The sequence below is a fragment of the Pantoea sp. RG18 genome, assembly GCF_025910075.1.
Classification (GTDB): Bacteria; Pseudomonadota; Gammaproteobacteria; order Enterobacterales; family Enterobacteriaceae; genus Pantoea; species Pantoea agglomerans.
Genome location: NZ_JAPCIL010000015.1, coordinates 305,150 through 328,971, shown reverse-complemented (window position 1 = coordinate 328,971; position 23,822 = coordinate 305,150). Strand labels below are relative to the sequence as shown.

At 56.2% G+C, this 23,822-nt stretch carries 20 protein-coding genes and 1 other RNA gene; 4 read left to right on the top strand and 17 right to left on the bottom strand.

Going from position 1 to position 23,822, the window contains the following annotated elements:
- Window positions 1-21: 21 nt before the first annotated feature.
- The 8 genes from OK409_RS17815 to OK409_RS17780 form a co-directional block, all read right to left on the bottom strand.
- The gene (locus OK409_RS17815; protein WP_191918187.1) at window positions 22-765 is read right to left on the bottom strand and encodes an SDR family oxidoreductase; all 744 of its coding nucleotides are present in this window, start codon (window positions 763-765) and stop codon (window positions 22-24) included.
- A gap of 66 nt (window positions 766-831) precedes the next feature.
- A complete protein-coding gene (gcvP, locus tag OK409_RS17810) occupies window positions 832-3,705 on the bottom strand; it encodes an aminomethyl-transferring glycine dehydrogenase (protein ID WP_264367292.1) in 2,874 nt (957 codons plus the stop codon).
- 80 nt (window positions 3,706-3,785) lie between these two features.
- The gene (gcvH, locus tag OK409_RS17805) at window positions 3,786-4,172 is read right to left on the bottom strand and encodes a glycine cleavage system protein GcvH (protein ID WP_010248802.1); all 387 of its coding nucleotides are present in this window, start codon (window positions 4,170-4,172) and stop codon (window positions 3,786-3,788) included.
- Window positions 4,173-4,195: 23 nt separating this feature from the next.
- A complete protein-coding gene (gene gcvT / locus OK409_RS17800) occupies window positions 4,196-5,293 on the bottom strand; it encodes a glycine cleavage system aminomethyltransferase GcvT (protein ID WP_264367291.1) in 1,098 nt (365 codons plus the stop codon).
- Between the two features lie 432 nt (window positions 5,294-5,725).
- The gene (gene ubiI / locus OK409_RS17795) at window positions 5,726-6,928 is read right to left on the bottom strand and encodes an FAD-dependent 2-octaprenylphenol hydroxylase (RefSeq protein ID WP_010671056.1); all 1,203 of its coding nucleotides are present in this window, start codon (window positions 6,926-6,928) and stop codon (window positions 5,726-5,728) included.
- A gap of 13 nt (window positions 6,929-6,941) precedes the next feature.
- Entirely contained in the window at window positions 6,942-8,120 is a 1,179-nt protein-coding gene (ubiH, locus tag OK409_RS17790) for a 2-octaprenyl-6-methoxyphenyl hydroxylase (RefSeq protein WP_172608878.1), read from the bottom strand.
- Window positions 8,117-9,439: a Xaa-Pro aminopeptidase gene (gene pepP / locus OK409_RS17785; protein ID WP_187484725.1), complete on the bottom strand. Its 1,323-nt coding sequence runs from the start codon at window positions 9,437-9,439 to the stop codon at window positions 8,117-8,119. Before pepP ends, ubiH begins: the two co-directional genes overlap by 4 nt.
- 46 nt (window positions 9,440-9,485) lie before the next feature.
- Window positions 9,486-10,064: a YecA family protein gene (locus tag OK409_RS17780; RefSeq protein ID WP_022623836.1), complete on the bottom strand. Its 579-nt coding sequence runs from the start codon at window positions 10,062-10,064 to the stop codon at window positions 9,486-9,488.
- Between the two features lie 170 nt (window positions 10,065-10,234).
- Here OK409_RS17780 and zapA point away from each other — a divergent pair, with 170 nt between their 5' ends.
- The 3 genes from zapA (at window position 10,235) to OK409_RS17765 (ending at window position 11,472) form a co-directional block, all read left to right on the top strand.
- Window positions 10,235-10,564: a cell division protein ZapA gene (zapA, locus tag OK409_RS17775; RefSeq protein WP_264367290.1), complete on the top strand. Its 330-nt coding sequence runs from the start codon at window positions 10,235-10,237 to the stop codon at window positions 10,562-10,564.
- 39 nt (window positions 10,565-10,603) lie between these two features.
- A non-coding RNA gene (gene ssrS, locus OK409_RS17770) (6S RNA) lies at window positions 10,604-10,786 on the top strand.
- A gap of 92 nt (window positions 10,787-10,878) precedes the next feature.
- Window positions 10,879-11,472: a 5-formyltetrahydrofolate cyclo-ligase gene (locus OK409_RS17765; protein WP_010671060.1), complete on the top strand. Its 594-nt coding sequence runs from the start codon at window positions 10,879-10,881 to the stop codon at window positions 11,470-11,472.
- A 344-nt stretch (window positions 11,473-11,816) separates the two neighbouring features.
- On the opposite strand, the gene serA is transcribed toward OK409_RS17765, so the two are convergent.
- Both serA and rpiA read right to left on the bottom strand, forming a co-directional pair.
- Complete coding sequence (serA, locus tag OK409_RS17760) at window positions 11,817-13,055, bottom strand: phosphoglycerate dehydrogenase (protein ID WP_010248817.1); 1,239 nt, start codon at window positions 13,053-13,055, stop codon at window positions 11,817-11,819.
- Window positions 13,056-13,334: 279 nt separating this feature from the next.
- Window positions 13,335-13,994 carry a ribose-5-phosphate isomerase RpiA gene (gene rpiA, locus OK409_RS17755; protein ID WP_010248819.1) on the bottom strand — a complete coding sequence of 220 codons (660 nt, stop codon included), beginning with the start codon at window positions 13,992-13,994 and terminating at the stop codon, window positions 13,335-13,337.
- 181 nt (window positions 13,995-14,175) lie between these two features.
- Between rpiA and OK409_RS17750 the strand changes: the two genes are divergently transcribed.
- The gene (locus OK409_RS17750; RefSeq protein WP_010248822.1) at window positions 14,176-15,081 is read left to right on the top strand and encodes a LysR family transcriptional regulator ArgP; all 906 of its coding nucleotides are present in this window, start codon (window positions 14,176-14,178) and stop codon (window positions 15,079-15,081) included.
- A 256-nt stretch (window positions 15,082-15,337) separates the two neighbouring features.
- Here the strand turns inward: OK409_RS17750 and OK409_RS17745 are convergent, their stop codons facing one another.
- From OK409_RS17745 to tkt, 7 genes are all read right to left on the bottom strand, one after another.
- Entirely contained in the window at window positions 15,338-16,060 is a 723-nt protein-coding gene (locus tag OK409_RS17745) for an oxidative stress defense protein (protein WP_010248826.1), read from the bottom strand.
- A 143-nt stretch (window positions 16,061-16,203) separates the two neighbouring features.
- A complete protein-coding gene (argO, locus tag OK409_RS17740) occupies window positions 16,204-16,827 on the bottom strand; it encodes an arginine exporter ArgO (protein WP_010671062.1) in 624 nt (207 codons plus the stop codon).
- A gap of 124 nt (window positions 16,828-16,951) precedes the next feature.
- Complete coding sequence (mscS, locus tag OK409_RS17735; RefSeq protein WP_022623840.1) at window positions 16,952-17,833, bottom strand: small-conductance mechanosensitive channel MscS; 882 nt, start codon at window positions 17,831-17,833, stop codon at window positions 16,952-16,954.
- 190 nt (window positions 17,834-18,023) lie between these two features.
- Entirely contained in the window at window positions 18,024-19,103 is a 1,080-nt protein-coding gene (fbaA, locus tag OK409_RS17730) for a class II fructose-bisphosphate aldolase (protein WP_010248835.1), read from the bottom strand.
- Between the two features lie 105 nt (window positions 19,104-19,208).
- Entirely contained in the window at window positions 19,209-20,372 is a 1,164-nt protein-coding gene (gene pgk, locus OK409_RS17725; RefSeq protein ID WP_010248837.1) for a phosphoglycerate kinase, read from the bottom strand.
- Window positions 20,373-20,423: 51 nt separating this feature from the next.
- Window positions 20,424-21,443, bottom strand: coding sequence for an erythrose-4-phosphate dehydrogenase (gene epd / locus OK409_RS17720; RefSeq protein WP_010248839.1), 1,020 nt, complete (start codon window positions 21,441-21,443; stop codon window positions 20,424-20,426).
- A gap of 314 nt (window positions 21,444-21,757) precedes the next feature.
- Window positions 21,758-23,752, bottom strand: a complete 1,995-nt coding sequence (gene tkt / locus OK409_RS17715; RefSeq protein ID WP_031592557.1) for a transketolase — start codon at window positions 23,750-23,752, stop codon at window positions 21,758-21,760.
- Window positions 23,753-23,822 lie beyond the last annotated feature (70 nt).

The following is a 23,822-nucleotide window of genomic DNA, read 5'->3' as shown; positions in this document are numbered from 1 at the left end:
CCGCATCAGCGGCGAAGTGAGTTAACGCCCACCGGCAGCGTCAATGATGCTGCCGGTGACGTAAGAAGCCGCGTCGCTGGCCAGCCAGACGATCGCTTCCGCCACCTCTTCTGCTTCACCGCCGCGTCCCATCGGGATCACGCTGGCAAGCCTGTCCACTCTGCCTGGCTCTCCGCCATCGGCATGCATCTCTGTATAGATAAATCCCGGACGTACGCCGTTGACCCGAATCCCCTGCTGCGCCACTTCCAGCGACAATCCTCTGGTCAGCGTGTCCATCGCCCCTTTTGAAGCGGCGTAATCGACATATTCGCCAGGCGCACCGGTACGCGACGCTGCTGATGAGACGTTGACGATGGAGCCGCCCTGACCGCCGTGATGTGTGCCCATCCGCTTAACCGCCTCACGACAGCAGAGAAAAGACCCAATCACGTTGGTGGCAAAGACCTTGTGCAGGCGTGCCGCATCCAGCTGCTCGGTGCGACACTGCTGAAACAAAATCCCGGCGTTGTTCACCAGCAACGCCAGCGGTTCGGACTGCTGGTCGAGCTGCGCAAACATCGCCATCACCTGGGCTTCATCACTGATATCTGCCTGAACAGCAAAGGCTTCACCGCCCTGCTGCCGGATCTGCGCCACCAACTGTTGAGCTTCCGCTTCGCGCTGACGGTAGTTCACCGCAACCCGATAACCCCGGGCGGCCAGTAACAGCGCCGTGGCCCGCCCGATACCGCGGCTGCCCCCCGTAACCAGTGCCAGTTTCATGCTGATTCTCCAGTACAAAGGGCCGACGAATCGGCCCTTTATGATTAACGTTTGCCTGCGGGGAAATTACTGATAGTCGCTCATCGGCACGCAGGAGCAGAAGAGATTACGGTCGCCAAACACATCATCCAGACGTTTTACCGTCGGCCAGTATTTGTTGTGGCTGCCCGCCGGGAAGACTGCCAGTTCACGGCTGTAAGGATGTGACCACTCACTGACGATTTCCAGCTGAGTATGCGGCGCATTAACCAGTGGGTTGTCATCCAGCGGCCATTCACCTGACGTCACCCGATCAATCTCCATGCGGATCGCCAGCATCGCGTCGATAAAGCGATCCAGTTCGATTTTGCTTTCCGATTCGGTCGGCTCCACCATCAGGGTGCCCGCCACCGGGAAGGACATCGTTGGTGCGTGGAATCCGTAATCGATCAGGCGCTTAGCAATATCCAGCTCACTGATGCCGGTCTGCTCTTTCAGCGGACGGATGTCGAGAATACATTCGTGCGCCACGCGACCGTCACGGCCGGTGTAGAGCACCGGATAGGCAGACTGCAGCCGGCGGGCAATATAGTTGGCATTCAGAATCGCGACCGAACTGGCCTGTTTCAGCCCTTCCGCGCCCATCATGCGAATGTACATCCAGCTGATTGGCAGAATGGATGCACTGCCAAACGGCGCTGCGGATACGGCGCCCTGCTGCGTCAGTACACCGTCGATCTGCACCACGCTGTGTCCTGGCACAAACGGGGCCAGGTGCGCTTTGACGCCAATCGGTCCCATACCCGGACCACCGCCGCCGTGCGGAATGCAGAAGGTTTTATGCAGATTCAGGTGCGAGACATCCGCGCCGATATAGCCAGGCGTGGTGATGCCGACCTGCGCATTCATGTTCGCGCCATCCAGATAGACCTGACCGCCATACTGATGCACGATCTGGCACACTTCGCGGATGGTCTCTTCATAAACGCCATGAGTTGACGGGTAAGTCACCATGATGCAGGAGAGCCTGTCGCCCGCCTGAGCCGCTTTCTCGCGCAGATCGCCAAGGTCGATGTTGCCCTGTTTATCGCAGGCCACTACTACCACGTCCATGCCCGCCATCTGGGCTGAGGCCGGGTTAGTGCCGTGCGCCGAGCTCGGGATCAGGCAGAGATGACGATCGCCCTCGCCACGGCTTTCGTGATAGCGGCGGATCGCCAGCAGTCCGGCATATTCCCCCTGCGCGCCGGAGTTTGGCTGCATACAGAGTGCATCATAGCCGGTGAGCTGCACCAGCCACTGTGAAAGCTGGCCGATCATCTGCAGATAGCCGGAAGCCTGTTCAGCCGGGCAGAATGGATGCAGCTCCGCAAATTCCGGCCAGGTGATCGGGATCATCTCTGCCGCGGCATTGAGCTTCATGGTGCAGGAGCCCAGCGGGATCATCGCCTGATTCAGCGCCAGATCCTTTTTCTCCAGGCTGTGCATGTAGCGCATCATCTCGGTTTCGCTGTGATGACGGTTGAACACCGGATGGGTCAGGATCTCACTGTGGCGTTGCAGGCCAGCAGGAATCGCGTGGCTTTCGCTGGCCACTTCGCTGTCGAGCTTTTCCAGGTCCTGGCCGTGTTCATCACCCAGCAGAATGGCGAACAGCGCCAGAATATCTTCGCGGCAGGTGGTTTCATCCAGCGTGATACCCACGGCATTATGGATGTCGCTACGCAGGTTAACGCCAAAGCTCAGGGCGCGGTTCAGCACGGCGGCTTTATCCGCCACTTCCACCGTCAGCGTATCGAACCAGTGCTGATGGCGCAGCTTCAGGCCGCTCTGTTGCAGTCCCGCCGCCAGAATGTTGGTGAAGCGATGAATGCGTGAGGCAATGCGTTTCAGGCCCGCCGGGCCGTGGAACACCGCATAGAGACCGGCGATGTTTGCCAGCAGCACCTGCGACGTACAGATGTTGGAGTTGGCCTTTTCACGGCGGATATGTTGTTCGCGGGTCTGCATCGCCATACGCAGCGCCGTGTTGCCCGCCGCATCACGTGAAACACCAATGATACGGCCTGGCATAGAGCGCTTATGCTCGTCGCGGCTGGCGAAGAAGGCCGCGTGAGGGCCGCCGTAGCCCATTGGCACGCCGAAGCGCTGAGCTGAACCAAAGACAATGTCTGCACCCTGTTTGCCTGGCGCTTCCAGTAACACCAGCGACATAAAGTCCGCCGCCACGCTGACCACCACTTTGCGGGCTTTCAGTCCGGCAATCAGCGCGCTGTAATCGTGCGCTTCGCCGGTGGTGCCCACCTGTTGCAGCAGCACACCAAACAGGTCGTCATGATCGGGTGCTTTGTCCGCGCTATCAATAATCAGTTCGAAACCGAACGTCTCCGCACGGGTGCGGACCACATCCAGCGTCTGCGGATGGATATCATCGGCAATGAAGAATTTATTGGCATTTTTGAGCTTACTGACGCGTTTTGCCATCGCCATCGCTTCAGCGGCAGCGGTTGCTTCGTCCAGTAGTGAGGCGGACGCGATATCCATGCCGGTAAGATCCAGCGTCAGCTGCTGGAAGTTCAGCAGCGCTTCCAGACGGCCCTGGGAGACCTCAGGCTGATACGGAGTATAGGCGGTGTACCAGCCCGGATTCTCCAGCATATTACGCAGGATGACCGGCGGGGTGATCACCGCGCTGTATCCCATACCGATCCAGGATTTGTAACGCAGATTCTGGCTGGCAATCGCTTTCAGTTCGGCCAGAGCCTGCTGTTCAGTGGCGGCTTCGCCAACCGCTGGCGGGCCTGGCAGCTGAATGTCTGCCGGCACAATCGTGCTGATTAACGCTTCCAGCGAACGGGCACCAATAGCGTCAAGCATCTGCGCCTGCTGCTCAGGTGAAGGACCGATATGGCGCTCAATGAATGCACCGTTGTGTTCAAGCTGGCTGAGAGTCTGAGTCATTAGCAGTAAATCCTGAATCGGGCTGGGGGAACCGGAGAGCAAACATAAATCTGCGGCCTCTTTGTGAGGCCGCCTGACGACTACTCGTCGATGGAGGCTTTGTAAGCATCCGCATCCAGCAGCGTGTCGATTTCAGACGCATCGCTGGCTTTGATTTTGAATAACCAGCCGCCTTCATAAGGCTCGCTGTTGACCTGCTCCGGTGAGTCAGTCAGTGCTTCGTTGACCGCCACAATCTCACCGCTGATCGGCGCATAGATATCTGAAGCCGCTTTAACGGATTCCGCGACCGCGCACTCTTCACCAGCGGCAAACGTCGCGCCCACTTCCGGCAGATCGACAAACACCATGTCGCCCAGTAGCTCCTGCGCGTGTTCAGTGATACCCACGGTGTAGCTGCCATCTTCTTCTTTGCGCACCCACTCGTGGCTGTCGCGGTACTTCAACGTATTCGGCACATTGCTCATTGGCCATTTCTCCTGAATAAAATTTACTGAGCGACCGGTTTACCGGCGCGGACAAAAACGGGACGGGTAATCTGGACCGGCATCTGGCGGTTACGGATCTCAACGATGGCGGTGCTGCCGACTGAGGCCGGTACGCGCGCCAGGGCGATGCTGCAACCCAGCGTCGGAGAGAAAGAGCCACTGGTGATGATCCCCTCCTGCGGCTGCCCCTGGTCATCGGTGAAACGCACCGGCAAGCCGTTACGCAGCACCCCTTTTTCTGTGAGGATCAGCCCCACCAGCTTTTCGGTACCGCGTTCACGCTGCAGTTCCAGCGCTTCCCGGCCGATGAAATCGCGGTCAGCAGGTTCCCAGCAGACCGTCCAGCCCATGTTGGCAGCCAGCGGTGAAACGCCTTCATCCATCTCCTGACCATACAGATTCATACCCGCTTCCAGACGCAGCGTGTCACGTGCACCCAATCCGGCAGGTTTAACGCCAGCAGCCAGCAGACGCTGCCAGAAATCGGCCGCCTCCTCTGCGGGCATAGCAATCTCATATCCCGCTTCGCCGGTATAGCCGGTGGTGGCGATAAACAGGTCACCTGACTGCACGCCGAAAAATGGCTTCATGCCGGCAACAGCCTGACGCTGCTCCTCGCTGAACAGCGTCTGTGCCTTCTGCTGCGCCTGCGGACCCTGCACGGCAATCAGCGCCAGGTCGTCGCGCTCCGTCAGCGTAATGCCATAGCCCTGCGCGTGTTGCGTGATCCAGGCGAGATCGTTTTCACGGGTGGCAGAGTTCACCACCAGGCGGAAGAACTCTTCGCTCATAAAGTAAACAATCAAATCGTCAATGACGCCACCCGAGGCATTCAGCATCCCGGTGTAGAGCGCTTTGCCTGGCTGGGTCAGTTTTGCCACATCATTTGCCAGCAGGTAGCGCAGGAATTCACGGGTACGCGGGCCTGTCAGGTCGACGATGGTCATGTGAGAGACATCAAACATACCGGCGTCGGTGCGCACTACATGATGTTCATCCATCTGGGAGCCATAGTGCAGCGGCATCATCCAGCCATGAAAATCCACCATGCGGGCACCGCAGGCCTGATGCTGTTCAAACAGAGGTGTTTGCTGAGTCATAACCATCCTGTGCAGAAGCGAGTGAGTGCAAAAGTGCGCCGGAATTCAGTGCCGACGCAAACGTTCTCTTAGGGCTGACGTTACCACCGAATCTGACGATTAACCATAAGCAAACCGGGGTCGAAAGCAGAGGCACAGCCTAACCAGGAACGGCTGCTAACAGGATATAAAACTGCAATTTTGTGATTAATCGCGCAATAAATGCAGGGATTTTAAATATACGCAGCAAATTTATGCGGGATGGCGTTCAGGATGTTAAAAAAATCCCGCGACCAGCGGGCAGAAGAATGAGAAAAAGTAATGCGAATTAGCCCGCAAAATTAGAATAAATCAAACGAAGACCTGTGCTGGTGCAGCGTTGCCTTTTTGTGGTGCAGAGCGGTGTCAGGCATAAAAAAAGCCAGCAGAAGCTGGCTTATCAGAAGGGCGGATTTAGCGTAGCCAGGCGGGCAGATCATTCAGGCCCATCGCCTGCTTCAGCATCATGGGTTTGACACCCGGCAGACGGTCAGCCAGTTTCAGACCCACGTCGCGCAGCAATTTTTTCGCCGGGTTATTGCCTGCGAACATTTCACGGAAGCCCTGCATTCCCGCCAGCATCATTGCGGCGCTGTGCTTACGGCTGCGCTCATAGCGTCGCAGATAGAGGTGCTGACCAATATCTTTGCCCTGCTGATGCAGGCGGCGAATCTCACCGATCAGCTCGGCGGCATCCATAAACCCAAGGTTAACGCCCTGACCCGCCAGCGGATGAATGGTGTGAGCCGCATCGCCCACCAGCGCCAGACGGTGTGCCGCGAAGTTGCGGGCATAGCGCGCCACCAGCGGAAACGATTTGCGCTCGCTTTCCAGCTGGCACAGGCCGAGCCGCATATCAAACGCCACCGAGAGCTGCTGATTGAACAGCGCTTCCGGCATGGTTTCCAGACGGCTCGCTTCCTGCGGCGAGAGCGACCAGACGATGGAACTGAGATGCGGATCCTGCATCGGCAGGAAAGCCAGAATGCCGTCGCCGTGGAACACCTGGCGCGCTACTGCGTCGTGCGGCTTCTCAGTGCGGACATTAGCCACTAACGCATGGTGATCGTAATCCCAGAAGGTCAGCGGGATATCGGCTTTGTTGCGTAGCCAGGAGTTAGCGCCGTCAGCGGCAATCATTAATCGCGCACTTAACATGCTGCCATCCTGCAGAGTAACAAAGGCTTCGTTGTCACCAAACGCGACCTGCTGTAACTGCGAAGGTGCCATTATCGTCACGTCGCTGCAGGCGCTGGCACGTTGCCAGAGCGCATTGTGGATCACCGGGTTTTCGATGATATGTCCCAGATGCGACAGGCCCTGCTGCTCATCATCAAAGGCGATGGAGCCGAAACTGTCCTTATCCCACACTTCCATCCCGTGATAAGCGCTGGCGCGCAGCGAGAGAATGGTCGACCAGACATCCAGCTTCTGCAGCAGCCGTTCGCTGGCGGCATTGATTGCCGACACGCGAACTGACGGTGACGCACTCAGCGCCAGCGGTGGCTCCGGTGATTTTTCCAGTACGGCGATGCGCAGTCCGCTGCCCTGCAAGCCGCAGGCCACCGCCAGTCCCACCATACCGCCACCGGCAATCACCACATCAAAAGTTTGCATCTGAGCCTCTTTATTAACGCTTAACCCAGCCAAGCGTGCGCTCAGCCAGTTGATTTCTTAACCACGGCAGATGATCCATCGCCAGCAGGCCCAGGTTCCGTCCTGCCACCAGCGGGCCATAGCGATTCGCAAAGACGCGAACCAGTCCGTCGGTAATACCGATGGTGGCGGCGCGGTCGGGCTGACGACGCTGCTGGTAATGATGCAGCACCGCATAGCTGCCGGGGTCCTGCTGCTGCCGATGGGCGGCTGCCAGCGTTTCAGCCAGCGACATCACATCGCGCAGGCCCAGGTTGAAGCCCTGCCCGGCAATCGGATGCAGCGTCTGCGCCGCATTGCCCACCACCGCCACGCGATGCGTCACTGGCGACATCGCCCGGTGCAGCGCCAGCGGGTAATACTCACGCTGGCCGGTGTGGGTGAATTTCCCCAGCCGCCAGCCAAAGGCACGCTGCAGCTGGCTGAGGAATTCAGCCTCGCTCCACTGCTCAATGCGTTCGCGCTGTGAAACCGGATGACACCAGACCAGCGACAGGCGATTGCCGGACATCGGCAACAGCGCCAGCGGGCCATGTTCGGTAAAACGTTCAAATGCCCGGCCCTGATGGGGCAGCGCGGTGGAGACATTGGCAATCACGGCAAGCTGTTCATAGTCGTCTCTTTGCCACTGAATGCCGCACGAAGCCGCCAGCGCAGAGCGCGTGCCATCTGCCGCCACCAGCAGTTTGCCGCTGAGTTGTTCGCCACTGTCCAGCGTCACCTCAACCTGCTGCTCATGGCGGTTAGCCTGGATGACACGAGCCGGACAGCGCAGCGTTACGCCGGGTGCTTTTTTCAGTTCCGCAAACAGACGCTGACCGACGTCAAACAGCTCGACAACCTGTCCCAGCGCCGGAATAGCGTAGTCAGACGCCGCCAGCGACACAAAACCGGCGTGACCGCGATCGGAGACATGGATGTCGGTAATCGGCGTGGCACAACGGGCGATGTGCTGCCACAGATTGATGTCCGCAAGCTGCTGGCAGGTACCGGCAGAGAGCGCAATAGCGCGGCCATCGAAACCGGGATGCGCCCGACTGCCAGGCTCGCTGCTTTCAATCAGCGTTACCGGCAGAGTGCCCTGGGTAAGATGGGAGATCGCCAGCGCCAGCGTCGCCCCGGTCATGCCGCCACCGGCAATCAGAATCGTCATGCCTGTTTTGCCGCCGCCATCAGTGCTTCAATCTCATCCGCCTCTTTCACGACGCTGTCGGTGAGATTTTCAATGCCATCTTCAGTGATCACAATGTCATCTTCGATTCGGATACCAATGCCGCGATACTGCGCGGGCACGTCGGCATCCGGTGCGATATAAAGACCCGGCTCGACGGTTAACACCATGCCCGGTTCCAGTACGCGGTCGCGGCTCGGGGTGCCGTAGTGGCCGACATCATGCACATCCAGCCCCAGCCAGTGGCCCAGGCCATGCATATAGAACTGACGATGGACTTCCTCGGCGATCAATGTATCGACGTCGCCCTCCAGGATGCCCAGATCCACCAGACCGGTAACCATGATGCGCACCACTTCATCATTCACTTCACGAATGCTGATGCCTGGCCGGAACAGTTCAAGCGAGCGGTTGAGGCAAGCCAGCACGATGTCATAAATCGCGCGCTGCGCCGGGCTGAATTTGCCGTTAACCGGGAAGGTGCGGGTGATATCGCCTGCATAGCCGTGGAACTCACAGCCTGCATCGATCAGCACCAGATCGCCGTCGCGCATTTCGCTTTCGTTTTCGGTGTAGTGCAGAATGCAGCCGTTAACTCCGGCACCCACAATGGTGTTATAGGAGGGAAAACGCGCGCCGTGACGGTTAAATTCGTGCTGAATTTCCCCTTCGAGCTGATACTCGAACAGGCCTGGCCGACAGGCTTGCATGGCGCGGGTATGCGCCAGAGCACTGATTTTCCCGGCGCGACGTAACAGTTCAATCTCATCCGCATCTTTAAACAGGCGCATCTCATGCACCCAGGGACGCCAGTCAGTGAGGGTATCGGGCGCACTGAGATGCTGGCGGAAACCGCGACGCAGCTTATCCAGCGCGCTGAACACCAATGTGTCCGCGTGGGCATATTCGCCCTGCGCATGGTAAACCACATCCAGGCCATTCAGCAGCAGGTGCAGCTGATCACCAATATCATTCCAGGGTAAAGCGCGATCGACGCCCAGTTTGTCGGGTGCGGCCTCCTGACCCAGGCGACGGCCAGACCAGGTTTCCGCCGCAGGATCGCGCACGCGGTTAAACAACACGCTGTGGTTATGATTCTCATCGCTTTTGATCAGCACCAGCAACGCCTGCGGCTCGTTAAAACCGGTGAAATACCAGAAGTCGCTGCTCTGGCGGAACGGATATTCGGTGTCATTACTGCGCATCACTTCTGGCGCAGCAAAGATTAACGCTGCGCTCCCAGGCACCATCTTCGCCAGCAGCGCCTGACGACGCTGCAGGAATCGTTCCAGTGAAATCATCTCTGCACTCCCTGTAAACTGACCGGTTAAACTCGTTGACCTGAAATTAGTGTAGCGTCGGTTTTTGCACTTCTGGCGCGGTTGGCTGCGGGCGGGTGAACGTATCGTGGCACAGCAGCGCGGCGACACGAACGTACTCAATCACCTCCTCCAGCGACTGCTCCAGCTCCTCCTGGTCTTCATCTTCTTCGTAACCGAGCTGTGCGATGGTGCGCAGATCATCGATTGCTTCGCCGGTTTCGCCGGTGACTTTATCCAGTTTAGGCTGTGTTACGCCCAGGCCAAGCAGAAAATGGTTAACCCAGCCCGCCAGCGCGTCGGCACGGTCAAAGACGGTGATGTCGTCGTCAGCAGGCAGCAGCAGCTGAAACAGGAAGCCTTCATCTTCCAGCGTGGTCGCCGTATGCTCGTGTAGTTCCGCCAGTGGCACGGCAAGAGTGTGTGAAAACGCCATGCCTTCGTTAGCCAGATCGTGTACCAGCGTCTTCCAGCTGGTGTCCTGGTTACCACCGCAGAGGATCCCGCTCAGCAGGCCATGCATTTCCGCGGGCGTCATTCCAACGCCCTGCTGTGAGAGCACCGCCGCGAGCGCGTTGTAATCGGGGGTTGCGTTCTGTAAGGACATAAGTTTTCATCGTCGTTGGCAGAATAAGTTCGTGTTATGCTACCACTAGCTGCCTCAAGGTTTCCAGAAAAGGGGTTGTATCTTATTTCGTGGGTCTATATAGTTGCCCGCCTCCCAAGCCATTGACTGCTAAGGGAGTTGCGAGCGAAGTAATCAGTCAGGAAGGTGGCATGTCTGCACAACCGGTAGATTTACAAATTTTTGGTCGTTCGTTGAGAGTAAATTGTCCGCCAGAGCAGCAAGATGCGCTCAATAGCGCGGCTGAAGATCTCAATCAACGGTTGCAAGATCTAAAAGTTCGCACTAGAGTCACCAATACAGAACAACTGGTGTTCATCGCCGCGTTAAACGTCTGCCACGAGCTGGCGCAAGAGAAAGTGAAAACGCGCGATTATGCTGCTAATATGGAACAGCGTATCCGTATTTTGCAGCAGACGATTGAACAGGCATTAGTTGAGCAGGGTCGCATCTCTGAGCGTGAGGGTGCGAAGTTCGAATAAAACTTCATGGTTGCTATACTTAAGTAACGGTGAGGTAAATTTTCTCTGAGATGTTTGCATGTGGGCCAGTCCCCTGAGCCGATATTTCGAAAAAACAGAATGTGACGCTCGTAACCTGTGTGCATGCTCGGTTCGTCCGAGAAGCCTGATGGTTATGACGGCATGTTCACCTTGAACCAAGGGTTCAAGGGTTACAGCCTACGGCGGCATCTCGGAGATCTCTCTTCCTGTAGTCCTGCTTTTTTCCCCTGACTGACATGTTATAGTCGCTCAACAGCGACTTATCCGGCGGGGAAATCATGTCTGAACCTTCCATGTCTGAACCTTCAATGACCCAGCGTCAGGCGATTCGCCAGCATGTGCGACATCTGCGACGGGCACTTACCGATGAGCAGCAAACGCAGGCCGCTGAGCAGCTCGCTGAACATGCGCTCAACTACGCCCCGGTGACTGAAGCGCGCAATATCGCCCTGTTTCTGTCGGTGGATGGCGAACTGAATACCCGCCCGCTGATTGCCCGCCTCTGGCATCTGAAGAAAACGGTCTGTCTGCCGGTTTTACACCCCTTCTCTCCCGGTAATTTGTTGTTTCTGCGCTACTCGCCCGATACTCCATTGCTCAAAAATAAGCTGCGCATTCCTGAACCGCCGCTGGATATCAGGCAGGTGATCACGCTTGATCAACTGGATCTGATGATGGTGCCGCTGGTGGCATTTGATCAGCATGGACAGCGTCTGGGGATGGGCGGCGGCTTCTACGATCGCACCCTGCAGAACTGGCGGCAGCACGGTTTTTTGCCGGTGGGCCTGGCACACGATTGTCAGCAGGTCGATAGCCTGCCGGTGGCAGAATGGGATGTGCCTTTGCCGGCGGTAATGACGCCATCAAAACTCTGGCAGTGGGAGTAGAAAAGTCGCTTTTGCAGACAAGTGAAAACCCATACCTGGGCGCATCTGGCAGCAATGAAATAGCTTAACGCGCAGGGAACATGGTCAGAAGAGGAAAGCGTCCCGCCGCCCGGATAAAAACGCCGGGAGCGTTTTTAAACAACGCAACGCGTTGGCCCGGTTACGGGCGCACCTCAGGGATGAGGTGCGTAATCGCGCGGGCCGGGCATGCCATGGATGGCGGCTTTTGCATCTTTCCGATCTGACCGTGTTCCCTTCGCAGTCTCGGTCTTACAGCAAATCGGGACAGCCTGTATTAACTACCTGAAGAGACGCAACTAAGCGCCTGTTCAGGTTGGTAGCGCTTAGTAAAGCAGACGGGCGCGGATAGTACCCGGAATCGCCTTCATCAGTTGAAGCGCGTTCTCGGCCACTTCCGGCTCTGCATCAATGTCGATCACCACATAGCCCATAAACGGCGAGGTTTGCAGATACTGGGCGGCGATGTTGATGCCCTGCTCGGCAAAAATCTGGTTGATGGCCGTCAGCACGCCAGGGCGGTTCTCATGGATATGCAGCAGACGACTGGCGCTGATACCGTGAATCGGCAGTGACACTTCAGGGAAGTTAACAGCCGAGAGAGTCGAGCCGTTATCGGAGTATTTCGCCAGCTTGCCCGCCACTTCAATGCCGATGTTCTCCTGCGCTTCTTCCGTCGAGCCGCCAATGTGCGGCGTCAGGATCACGTTGTCGAACTCACTCAGTGGAGAGATAAACGGCTCGCTGTTGGTAGCTGGCTCGCTCGGGAAGACGTCGATGGCTGCGCCACCCACATGCTTGCTGGCCAGCGCATCGCACAGCGCCGGGATATCCACCACCGTGCCGCGTGAGGCGTTAATCAGCAGCGCGCCAGGCTTCATCTGCGCCAGCTGCTCTGCACCAATCATATCCTGTGTAGAGACGGTTTCCGGCACGTGCAGGCTGACCACATCGCTCATGTTGAGGAGATCGGCCAGATGGCGTACCTGCGTGGCATTACCCAGCGGCAGCTTGTTTTCAATGTCGTAAAAGAAAACATGCATACCCAGGCTTTCTGCCAGCACGCCCAGCTGCATTCCGATGTGGCCGTAACCGATAATACCCAGTTTTTTGCCACGCGCTTCAAATGAGCCTTTGGCAATCTTATTCCAGATGCCACGGTGTGCTTTCGCATTCGCTTCCGGGATGCCACGCAGCATCAGCAGCATCTCACCAATCACCAGCTCCGCAACCGAGCGGGTATTTGAGAACGGCGCATTGAACACGGGAATCCCCCGGCTGGCAGCCGCCTGCAGATCAACCTGGTTGGTACCGATACAGAAACAGCCAACGGCGACCAGCTTTTCAGCCGCCGCAAAAATCTCTTCAGTGAGCTGGGAGCGGGAACGGATACCAATAAAGTGTGCATCACGGATCGATGCTTTTAACGCGTCGGAATCCAGTGCGCCCTTATGGAATTCGATGTTGGTATAGCCTGCAGCCCGCAGGTTCTCCAGCGCGCTCTGATGGACACCTTCCACCAGCAGGAACTTAATCTTATCTTTTTCCAGTGATACCTTTGCCATTTCCCGATCCTATTCAGCATTCAATGAGGACTACCATAAGCCAGCCTTCTGTCAAAATATCAAAAAAATCGCGTCGGGCAATACAAACGATTGCCCAGCCGCCAGCACGGCAGCGGCTGACGGCAGCACATTGCCGGACAAAATAAGGAGGTCGGACTGGAAGAGAGAACGAACCCACTGCCGATGACGGTTATGTGACATAAGTCACCAAATTTCACCGCAGCGAGAAAAGATGATTTGCAGGCAGAAATAACCGACGCCGCATCGACGCCGGACAGATCATTTTTTGATGGTTTTCACGCCATCAGGCCCGCCAATCAGTGCAATATCGGCACCACGCGCGGCAAAAAGGCCCACGGTAACGACGCCAGGCAAGGCGTTGATGGTTTTTTCCAGCTCAATGGGATCGAGAATGCGCAGATTATGCACATCGAGAATAATGTTGCCGTTATCGGTGACCACGTTCTGACGATACTCAGGCAAGCCGCCCATTTTCACCAGCTGACGCGCCACATAACTGCGCGCCATCGGGATCACCTCGACCGGCAGCGGGAAACGGCCCAGCACATCGACCTCTTTTGAAGCGTCAGCGATACAGATAAAGGTTTCAGCCACGGCGGCCACGATCTTTTCGCGCGTCAGCGCCGCGCCGCCGCCTTTGATCATCTGCATCTGTGGGTTGATCTCATCCGCGCCATCTACGTACACCGACAGCAGGTCAATCTCGTTCAGGTCGAACACCTGAATACCCAGGCTCTTCAGCTTCTGGGTTGAGGCATCCGAGCTGGAGACGGCACCTTCAATCTGATGCCTGACCGTGGCAAGCGCATCGATAAAGTGGGCAGCGGTGGATCCGGTGCCCACACCAACAACGGTGCCCGGCTGCACGTACTCAAGTGCAGCCCAGCCAACGGCTTTTTTCAGTTCATCCTGGGTCATGGTATGTTTAAAACCTGTGCGACAACGAAGTGCGCGTAGTATAAAACAAGGCTTGCTGAAAATGCTCGGCTGACCGACGCGGATTTATCGCTTTGGAAGCCAGCCCACAAAAACAAGAGAGCCATCACAGGTGACACTTTTGTGGCATAGTGACATCCATCCTGAAGGAGAGAGAAGAATAATGAAACGCCCGGATTATCGAACGCTTCAGGCGCTGGATTCAGTGATCCGCGAACGCGGATTTGAGCGTGCCGCTCAAAAATTATGTATCACCCAGTCAGCGGTTTCACAGCGTATCAAGCAGCTGGAGAATCTGTTTGGTCAGCCGCTGCTGGTGCGAACCGTGCCACCACGTCCGACCGAACAGGGTCAGAAACTGCTGGCGTTGCTGCACCAGGTGGAACTGCTGGAAGAGGAGTGGCTGGGCGATGAGAACAGTGGCACCACGCCACTGCTGCTGTCGCTGGCGGTCAATGCCGACAGTCTGGCGACCTGGCTGCTGCCTGCGCTGAAGGATGTGCTGGCAGATTCACCCGTACGCCTGAATCTGCAGGTCGAAGATGAAACCCGCACCCAGGAGCGTCTGCGTCGTGGTGAAGTGGTGGGTGCGGTGAGTATTCAGCCGCAGCCGCTGCCCAGTTGCCTGGTGGATCAGCTCGGTGCGCTCGACTACCTGTTTGTGGCGTCGCGTGACTTTGCCGATCGCTTCTTCCCCAACGGCGTCACCCGCTCTGCCCTGCTGAAAGCGCCTGCGGTGGCGTTTGACCATCTTGATGATATGCATCAGGCCTTCCTGCAACAGAACTTTGATCTTTCACCTGGCAGTGTGCCCTGCCACATCGTGAACTCCTCTGAAGCCTTTGTGCAGATGGCGCGACAGGGTTCGACCTGCTGTATGATCCCGCATCTGCAGATTGAGCGTGAGCTGGCGAGCGGTGAGTTAATAGATCTGACGCCAGGCTTGTGTCAGCGCCGGATGCTCTACTGGCATCGTTTTGCACCGGAAAGCCGGTTAATGCGTCGGGTGACCGATGCGCTGATTGCGCATGGACATCGGGTACTGCGTCAGGATGACGTCGCAGCCTGAAAACAAAAACGGGGCGAAAGCCCCGTTTTGACTGCTTACAAATTATGCCCCGAACGGCTGTAAGGATGGATTGGCTCAGGGAACAAGGTCAGATCGGAAAGGCGCTTAAGCCAATCCCTGGCCGCTCGGCCCGCGCCGTCCATGGCGCGGGACGCTTTCCTCCTCTGACCATGTTCCCTTCGCTTTGAATTTATTCATTGCGGTCAAATCCTGAGATTCATCGGCAGTCTTAACGGGGCATCAGCCCCGTTTTGCACTATGGCGTATTGGGCTTGATCTCAAACACCACATCAACCTGATCGTCAAAGTTGATGCTCTGCTGATCGTAGGTCTCCTGCGCCGAGGTATCTGCCGCTGCAGCCGCTTTATACATACGGTTCATCGGCATCGGCTGATAGTTAGCGACCTGATAACGAATGCTGTAGATCGATCCCAGCTTCGCGTTAAAGCCTTCAGCCAGCTGTGATGCCTGCTGAGTCGCATTTTTAATCGCTGCTTTACGCGCCTGCTCTTTGTAACTCTCCGGATTTGCCACGCCTAACTCGACGCTACGCACCTCATTCAGACCGGACTTCAGCGCCCCGTCCAGCAGATCATTCAGCTTGTCCAGCTGACGCAGGGTTACCTGCACCTGACGTACCGCACGGTAGCCTTTCAGGACGGATTTACCCTCTTTGGTGTAATCGTACTCAGGCTGGGTGCTCAGGTTTGCCGCATCAATATCTTTCTTCTCAATGCCGTTTTTCTGCAGAAAATCGAAATATTGTGCAACCCGGCTATCCGCCTGCTTTTTCGCATCTGCGGCATCTTTTGACGACACGTTCACCACGATGGAGAGCGTGGCGATATCGGGACGGGCATCGACCGTTGCCTTGCCTGAGGTCACCACGTGTGGCCCGTTCGGTAACTCATCAGCGTGTACGCCAGGCAATGCCCCGGCGCTCATGATTGCGGCCAGAGCCAATGCTTTCAGTTTCATGAAAGTCCTCCTTGAAAAGGTACTATGACGGCTTCCAACCGGCGAAGCCCAACAGCGCATCGGTATGCGCCATGCTTTGAGTGGTCATTATGGCAAAAGTTCGGCCTCCGCGCGGCAATAACCGCACCGGATCGACGTTGGGATCAAAATCCGGCAATGCCCTGGCGCGCCAGTTGCAGGGCGATAAACCACATCACCGCGCCCACCAGCAGGTTAATGATGCGCTGGGCTTTGGCGGTGCGCAGGCGTGGTGACAGCCAGGCGGCCAGCAGCGCCAGACCAAAGAACCACAGGATCGACGCACTGATGGTGCCCAGCGCAAACCACTGACGCGCGGTGGTGGTCGGCAACTGACCGCCAAGACTGCCCAGCACCACAAAGGTATCGAGATAGACGTGCGGATTGAGCCAGGTCACTGCCAGCAGCGTCGCGATAATGCGTCCCCTGCTCTGCTTTAATGGCTCACCGTCCGCCAGATCGGCGTCGCCGCGAAAAGCGCTACGCAGTGCGCCCCAGCCATACCACAACAGAAAGGCTACGCCCGCCCAGGTGATCACCATCAGCAGCAGTGGAGACTGGCTCAGCAAGGCGCTGCCGCCAAAGATCCCACCGCAGATCAGCAGAATATCGCTCAGCGAGCAGAGGGCCGCCGTCATCAGATGATATTGACGCTTCACGCCCTGATTCATCACAAAAGCGTTCTGCGGTCCCAGCGGCAGGATCAGCGCGGCGCCCAGGGCAAGCCCCTGAAAATAGAGAGATAACACAGGATTATTTCCTCACATCGTTAGAGGAGGAGAAGTATAAAGAGAGAGGATGATTAGCGGAAATTGAAAGAATTAATCTGCGATTAGCAAAATGAATGGGCGACAGAAGCCGCCCATTGAAAGATTACTGTGGCTGAACCTGGGTTGCTTCTGCTTCAGGCGTCGGCTTCTGATGCAGATGCACATCCATCTGCGGATAAGGAATACCAATCCCTTTTCCATCCAGCGCACGCTTAAAGTTCTTCAGCAGATCCCAGTAAACGTCCTGCAGGTCGCCGCTGTTGCTCCAGCAACGCACCACAAAGTTCATAGAGGAGGCTGCCAGTTCGTTAAGACCGATCTGGATACCTTTATCTTTCAGCACGCGGCTATCCGCTTCTACGACCTGTTGCAGTAAGGCGATCACTTCATCCACATCCGCCTCGTAAGCCACGCCAATGATAAATTCATTACGGCGAACCGGTTCACGCGAGAAGTTGACGATGTTCCCGCTGATGATCTTGCCGTTTGGCACCACCACGATTTTGCCGTCTGCCGTTCTCAGCGTGGTGGAGAAAATCTGCACATGCAGCACGGTTCCCATAACGCCGCCCAGATCGACGAACTCGCCGGTGCGAAACGGACGGAAGGTGACCAGCAGAACGCCTGCAGCAAGGTTAGAGAGTGACCCCTGCAGCGCCAGACCCACGGCCAGACCCGCAGCACCCAGCACGGCAATCACCGAGGCGGTCTGCACACCGATGCGTCCCAGCGCTGCGATAACGGTGAAGGCGATAACCCCATAGCGCACCAGTGCGGAGAGGAAGTCCGCCACGGTAGCGTCTATGTGACGGGCGCGCAGCAGGCGATTTACGGCATTAGAAATGATACGGGCGATAATCATCCCGATAATAATGATGGCAATAGCTGCAACGATATTTACGGCATAGCTGATGATCAGCGCCTGATTGCGAACCAGCCAGTTACCTGCGTTGTTTAAGCCGTCGACGACGTGTAACTCTTCCATTAATAAGCCCTGTTGTTAGATTCCCACCGGGAATGAAAAAACTGCCAGATGACATCCGACACCCTGCCATCAAGGGTAATCAATTATCTCCTTAAGCGCCAAACCGACCGGCGTTTAACCCTGTTTTTCCAGAAATTGTGCATAAAAAAAGGCCCTTTCGGGCCTTTTTTGTACGGTAACGACTCTTCAGTTACAGCACGTCGACAGCGTTAAGCTCTTTGAAAGCCTGCTCCAGACGCACCACCATAGAGGCCTGGGCTGAACGCAGCCAGACGCGTGGGTCGTAGTATTTTTTGTTTGGCTTGTCAGCGCCTTCCGGGTTACCCAGCTGCGACTGCAGATAGCCTTCGTTCTTTTTGTAGTACTGCAGGATGCCGTCCCAGGTTGCCCATTGGGTATCGGTATCGATGTTCATCTTGATCACGCCGTAGCTGATAGACTCTTCGATTTCTGCAGCAGAAGAACCTGAACCGCCGTGGAAAACGAAGTCCAGCGCGTTGTGCGGCAGGCCATGTTTTTCACACACATATTTCTGCGAATCGCGCAGAATGGTCGGAGTCAGTTTCACGTTGCCTGGCTTGTAAACGCCGTGAACGTTACCGAATGATGCCGCAATGGTGAAGCGCGGACTGATAGCATTCAGTTTTTCGTACGCGTAGTTCACATCTTCTGGCTGGGTGTAGAGTGCAGATGCGTCCATGTGGCTGTTATCAACGCCATCTTCTTCACCACCGGTGCAGCCCAGTTCGATTTCCAGCGTCATGTCGAGTTTCGCCATGCGCGCCAGATATTTGCTGCTGATCTCGATGTTCTCTTCCAGTGACTCTTCTGACAGGTCGATCATGTGAGAAGAGAAAAGAGGCTTACCGTTTTTCTGGAAGTACTCTTCACCTGCGTCCAGCAGACCGTCGATCCATGGCAGCAGTTTCTTGGCACAGTGGTCAGTGTGCAGGATAACCGGCACGCCATACTGCTCAGCCATCAGGTGAACATGGTGCGCACCCGCGATAGCGCCGAAAATTGCCGCGCCCTGTGGTTTGTCAGTCTTGAAGCCTTTACCCGCGATAAATGCAGCACCGCCGTTAGAGAACTGGATGATGATTGGCGCTTTAACTTTCGCCGCTGCTTCCAGTGCCGCATTGATAGAATCGGTGCCGACGCAGTTTACGGCTGGCAGTGCGAATTTGTTCTCTTTCGCAACTTTGAAGATCTTCTGTACGTCATCACCAGTGACAACGCCGGGTTTTACGAAATCAAAAATTTTAGACATGATTGTGTCCTGTTTCGTGACCGTTGTTCCCCTTGAGGAACGTCGATTTAAACGCCCAGACGGGCAAGACTTCAGGCGATGCCGCCAGGCATCGCCCCCAAAGGATTACTGCTTCGCACGCTCTTCCAGCATGGCAACTGCAGGCAGTTTTTTGCCTTCCACGAACTCAAGGAACGCGCCGCCGCCGGTAGAGATGTAGGAAATTTTGTCTTCAATGCCGAACAGGTCGATAGCCGCTAAGGTATCGCCGCCGCCTGCAACAGAGAAGGCATCGCTGTCTGCAATGGCGTTAGCCACGATCTCGGTGCCTTTACGGAAATTAGGGAACTCAAACACGCCCACCGGGCCGTTCCACAGGATGGTTTTAGCATCCTTCAGGATGGCAGCCATCGCCTGTGCGGTTTCATCACCAAAGTCCATAATCTCTTCGTTATCCGCAACTTCCGAAACCTTTTTCACAGTAGCGGTCGCAGTTTCAGAGAATTCTGTGCCAACGCGTGAATCAGTTGGAACCGGAATACCGTGCTGATCGCGCAGGCCTTTAGCCGCTTCAACGAAATCTGGCTCATACAGGGATTTGCCGACGTTGTTGTCGATAGCGACGAAGGTGTTGGCAATGCCGCCGCCCACAATCACGGTGTCCGCGATTTTGACCAGAGATTGCAGCACGTCAAATTTGGTAGAGACTTTTGAGCCCCCTACCACAGCCACCAGCGGACGCTCCGGGTTGCTCATGACTTTACCCAGCGCTTCCAGTTCTGCAGAGAGCAGCGGGCCAGCACAGGCGATAGGGGCAAATTTGCCGACGCCGTGGGTAGAAGCCTGTGCGCGGTGCGCGGTACCAAAGGCGTCCATCACAAATACGTCGCACAGAGCAGCGTATTTTTTAGACAGCGCTTCGTCATCTTTCTTTTCGCCTTTGTTAAAGCGAACGTTTTCCAGCACAACCAGTTCGCCAGCGCCGACTTCAACGCCATCGAGGTAATCTTTTGCCAGGGTCACGGTGGTGCCGCTAAGCTTGTCTTTCAGGTAGTTAACTACCGGCAGCAGCGAGAACTCTTCATTGTATTCACCTTCGGTCGGACGACCCAGGTGAGAGGTAACCATTACTTTCGCGCCCTGTTTCAACGCCGCTTCAATGGTTGGCAGAGAAGCACGGATACGTGCATCAGACGTCACTTTACCTTCTTTAACCGGTACGTTCAGATCGGCACGGATCAGAACGCGTTTACCAGCCAGATCCAGATCGGTCATCTTAATTACAGACATGGTGAATCCTCTCGTTGATTCTCATAAGTTTTGCCAGACGCATACCGCGTCTTACCTGAAACCGCTTGCGGCCATCGCTAACGTCGTGTCGAGCATTCGGTTAGCAAAGCCCCATTCGTTGTCACACCAGACCAGGGTCTTGATAAGGTGTTGACCGCTGACCCGCGTTTGTGTTCCGTCCACAATGGCACTGTGCGGATCATGGTTAAAATCTACTGAGACTAACGGTAATTCCGTATAGTCAACTATACCACGAAATGTCCCTTCTGCCGCGCTTCGCAACAGGGTGTTAACTTCACACGCCGTCACCGCCTGATGCACAGAAACGCTGAGATCAATGGCCGTCACGTTAATCGTCGGAACGCGAACGGCTATCGCCTCGAAGCGATCGTTGAATTTCGGAAAAATACGGGTAATGCCTGCCGCCAGGCGAGTGTCCACCGGGATGATCGACTGACTGGCTGCACGCGTACGGCGCAGATCGCTGTGATAGGCGTCGATCACCTGCTGATCGTGCATCGCCGAGTGGATCGTGGTGACGGTGCCGGATTCGATACCAAACGCATCATCCAGCAGTTTAATCACCGGGATAATGCAGTTAGTGGTACAGGAAGCGTTGGAGACGATGCGGTCACTGGCGGTGAGTAACTGCTGGTTAACGCCATACACCACTGTGGCGTCGAGATCGTTTCCGCCGGGATGAGAGAACAGCACTTTTTTGGCGCCAGCCTGAAGATGCGCTTCGCCATCAGCGCGTGAGCCATAGACGCCGGTGCAGTCCAGCACCACATCCACGTCGAGTTCACGCCACGGCAGATCGGCAATGGCTGCACGGTGCAAAATGCGCAGGGTATCGCCACCCACCCACATTACATCGCGCTCCTGGCGGACATCGAAAGCAAAACGGCCATGGCTGGTATCGTATTTCAGCAGATGCGCCATACCGGTGGCTTCTGCCAGCTCGTTAATCGCGACCACGGTGATCTCTGCACGTCGGCCCGTTTCATACAGCGCGCGCAGGACGTTGCGTCCAATCCGGCCAAAACCATTTATCGCTACCCGTACCGTCATTTCTCTCCTGCCACGTCAGACTGAAAAAAACGTGCCGTTAGCCTGAGCGTTTCACTGCATTTTGTACAGGAGATTCTTACCCGGCATTGTCCGAAACCAGGGCGATTTGCCTGGCGACTGAAACGGTTCAGCTACAATAATAGAAGGAAGGAATAACAGGAATGATTGTGATCAATCTGGCTGCTTAAATTTGGATCTGCGTCACAAATTAAGGCAAAAGGCGGTTATTACTGCAGGAATAAAAAAATAAAAGGGACGAAAATCTCGTCCCTCTGTTTTTACAGCCGGGCGGGAACAGGCCCGCCTGACCGGTTTTACGCCAGCAGCGCTTTCGCTTTCGCGACGACGTTGTCGACGGTAAAGCCAAACAGTTCGAACAGCTGATCGGCAGGTGCAGATTCGCCGAAGCTGGTCATACCTACGATAGCGCCGTTCAGGCCGGTGTATTTGAACCAGTAATCAGCGATGCCCGCTTCGATTGCGACGCGTGCGCTGACCGCTTTTGGCAACACGGATTCACGGTACTCATCACTCTGCTTGTCGAAGGCATCCGTTGATGGCATAGAGACCACGCGCACTTTGCGGCCTTCGCTGGTGAGTTTGTCCCAGGCACCGACAGCCAGCTCAACTTCGGAACCGGTGGCGATCAGGATCAGCTCAGGCGTGCCATCGCAATCTTTCAGCACGTAACCGCCGCGCGCTACGTTAGCCAGCTGTGCCGTGTCACGCTCCTGCTGCGCCAGGTTCTGACGGGAGAAGATCAGCGCCGTCGGGCCATCTTTACGCTCAATGGCATATTTCCACGCCACCGCGGATTCAACCTGGTCACATGGACGCCACAGGCTCATGTTTGGCGTGGTGCGCAGGCTCGCCATCTGTTCAACCGGCTGGTGCGTCGGGCCATCTTCGCCCAGACCGATAGAGTCGTGGGTGTAGACCATGATCTGACGGATCTTCATCAGTGCCGCCATACGCGCTGCGTTACGCGCATATTCAACAAACATCAGGAAGGTCGCGGTGTAAGGCAGGAAGCCGCCGTGCAGCGCCAGGCCATTGGCGATTGCGGTCATACCGAACTCACGCACGCCGTAGTGGATGTAGTTACCCGCAGCATCTTCGTTGATCGGCTTAGAGCCAGACCAGATTGTCAGGTTGCTGGGTGCCAGATCGGCTGAGCCGCCCAGGTATTCCGGCAGAATTTTACCGAAAGCTTCAATAGCATTCTGTGAGGCTTTACGGCTGGCGATCTTCGCCGGGTTCGCCTGCAGCTGCTCAACGAACTTCTGCGACTCTTCCTGCCAGTTAGCTGGCAGTTCGTTGCTGACGCGGCGTTTAAACTCGGCAGCCAGTTCAGGGTGAGCCTGTGCGTAAGCGGCGAATTTCTCATTCCATGCAGACTCTTTCGCCTGGCCCGCTTCTTTCGCGTCCCACTCAGCGTAGATATCAGAAGGAATAACGAACGGCGCGTGGGTCCAGCCCAGCTGTTTGCGGGTCAGTGCCACTTCATCATCACCCAGCGGTGCGCCGTGTGAATCATGGGTACCGGCTTTGTTCGGTGAACCAAAACCGATAACGGTTTTGCACATCAGCAGTGAAGGCTTGTCGCTGACGCTTTTCGCTTCCTCGATCGCTTTCGCAATCGCATCCGCATCGTGACCATCGACGCCGCGCACCACGTGCCAGCCATAAGCTTCAAAGCGCTTAGCGGTGTCGTCGGTGAACCAGCCATCAATGTGACCATCGATAGAGATACCGTTGTCATCATAAAACGCCACCAGTTTGCCCAGCTTCAGCGTACCGGCCAGTGAGCAGACTTCGTGCGAGATACCTTCCATCATGCAGCCATCACCCATGAAGACATAGGTGTTGTGGTCTACGATGTCATGACCCGGACGGTTGAACTGTGCTGCCAGCGTGCGCTCAGCAATGGCAAAACCGACTGCGTTAGCGATGCCCTGCCCCAGCGGACCGGTAGTGGTTTCAACGCCCACGGTGTAGCCATATTCCGGGTGACCTGGAGTTTTTGAGTGCAGCTGACGGAAGTTTTCCAGTTCGCTCAGGGGCAGATCGTAGCCGGTCAGGTGCAACAGGCTATAGATCAGCATTGAACCGTGACCGTTAGAGAGCACGAAACGGTCGCGGTCAGCCCACAGCGGGTTGGTTGGGTTGTGGTTCAGGTAGCCGCGCCAGAGTACTTCAGCGATGTCCGCCATGCCCATTGGGGCACCCGGATGTCCCGATTTCGCTTTCTGTACTGCATCCATACTTAACGCACGAATGGCGTTGGCAAGCTCTTTACGAGAGGGCATTTTCTACTCCAGGTCGGATTAATGCTTCGCACCTTAACTTATTGTTATTAATGAGTTACCGGGCAAAACA